The organism is Ilumatobacter sp. (genome assembly GCF_041688325.1).
Lineage (GTDB): Bacteria > Actinomycetota > Acidimicrobiia > Acidimicrobiales > Ilumatobacteraceae > Ilumatobacter_A.
This window is the reverse complement of record NZ_JBDNIJ010000273.1, coordinates 1-2,108: the sequence shown is the minus strand read 5'-3', so window position 1 is coordinate 2,108 and position 2,108 is coordinate 1. Positions and strand designations below refer to the sequence as shown.

General features: G+C 64.8%; 1 protein-coding gene. It reads left to right on the top strand.

The window, feature by feature from the left end:
• A partial coding sequence (locus tag ACH2EI_RS14900; protein WP_395160607.1) for a hypothetical protein occupies nt 1-2,017 on the top strand: 2,017 nt, incomplete at its 5' end.
• Nucleotides 2,018-2,108 lie beyond the last annotated feature (91 nt).

Genomic DNA, 2,108 nt, shown 5'->3' with positions numbered 1-2,108 from the left:
GACAACGCCACCAACGACAACGCCACCAACGAGCACCACGTCGATGCCCTTTGTCTCGGACGGGGACGAACGCGCTGGAGATGTCGAGGCACCGCAAAGCCCAAGAGCCCCGTCGCCGATCCGAATCGAATACGCCGCGCTCCTCGCGGCAGGCGTACTCGCTTTGGCCGGGGTACGACGCAGCCAGCGCCTACGCGGGGCTGCCCCTCGGACTCGCGTCCCCGATCCACCGCCGGGCGTCGTGACCACCGAGCGACGGCTGCGTTCGATCGATGCTGGCGAACGCTCCACGCGAATCGACGTCGCCATGAGGTCAGCGGCCCAAGCGCTCATCGACACTGATGCACAGATCGGCCTCCTCCTGGTCGATCAAGATGGCGGAGTCGAACTCCGCCTGACAGCTCCAGCCGAACTCACTGCACCGTGGTCAACGGTCGGCAGCGACAGCCAGAGCTGGCTGCTCCCTGCATCGGTCCCGGTCGAATTGCTCAGCGCCGAAGCCCGCAGAGTTGCGACGCCATGCGTAGCGTTTGTCCAAGTCGGAATCGCCAATGAGCGCGACGTGTTCGTCGACATTGAAGCGTGCGGCACCTTCCTCGTCGAGGCGCAGCCCGACCAGGCTGACGAGATCGTGACCGCGATCGCCGCCGGCCTGGCCTCGTCGCCGTATGCCGAAATCGCCCAGCTCATCTCCGTCTCCCTTCCCGCTGCCGCACTCCTTGGCCATCGCAACGCACATCACACAGCATCAATCGGTGCGGCATTCGATCTCGCGGCGTCACTCGTCGGTAGCACGATGAGCAACGAGCGCTCGTCGTTCTCACTGCGGTCGCTGCGGACAGGAGGCGAGATGTGGGAACCGGCCGTCTTGCTCCTCACCTCCGCCGACCAGGTTGACATGCCGACGGTTGCCTCTGCGTTCCCTGCTGGGGGGCACGGAATCGGCATCGTCGCAACCATCGGCCCTGGGGCAGCCATCGATGCCGGTGGTCGGATTCGTGCCAGCACAGACGAGTGGACGCTCGACGCATTCGGTTTGTCGTTTGCGCTCGACCCCGTCGGTATGTCGCTGGACGACCTCACTGCCGTGACCGATCTCCTCGTTGATGCAGTCGAACCAGTGATCGATATCGCGCCGTCTGGCACGGGCGAACCGAGCCCCAGCGAGTCGGCCGAGCTCCAACTGCTGCCGAGTGTGACAGCGGAGCCCACTCTCGAAGTGCCTTTCATCGAAGCGCCTGCTGGCGAACCTTTCGTCGCTCGCGAGCACTCAATCGTCGTGCGACTCATGGGCGGAGTCGATGTGATCGACCTCGATGGCACCCCGGGCAAGTTCGAGCGCTCGAAGACCGTCGAGCTCATAGCCTGGCTGGCCACTCATCGGGAGAAGTCGACGCGGACCGCGGCCCGCACAGCGCTGTGGGAGCTGAACGTGCGCGACGCCACCTTTGCCAATGTTGTTTCAGAGGCACGGCGTGCGCTCGGCCGACTCGTCGTTCCAGAGGGCGACGAAGAATGGCTGGAGCGGACGTTGACCGAGCGGCTACCGCTTCACAAATCGGTCGTGACCGATGCCGATCTGATCCAGGAACGGCTTGACGCTGCACGGCTTCAAGCCCCGGCACATGCCATCGACACGCTTCGGCCCGCCGCTGAGATGATCCGCGACATGCCGTTCGCTGGCACGAGCTATCTCTGGCCGGACGCTGAGGGGATCACGTCGAACCTCGTCCTCCTCGCTACCGGGGTGGCGGCCGAGTTGGCCGGCCATGCACTGTCGCTGGGAGACATCGATCTGGTCTTCTGGGCGACCGGCCGCGGTCTCACCGTTCTGCCCGGTCACGAAGAACTGATCGGGCTGCGCATGCGTGCTCATGCTCGGGCAGGAGACCTCGCCGGCGTTCGCCAAGAGTGGGAGTCATACGAACGGGTCATCGTCGCCGACGCCTGGTCCGACGGCGAACCTGCGCCGAAACTGCTCGCCCTCCGCCGCGAATTACTCAGCGCACCTGCCTGACTCGCTGGCCGAAGCCGCACTCAACTCGCCCAGTCTTCTTGCCCAGTCTTCTTGCCCAGTCTTCTTGCCCAGTCTTCTTGCCCAGTCTTCT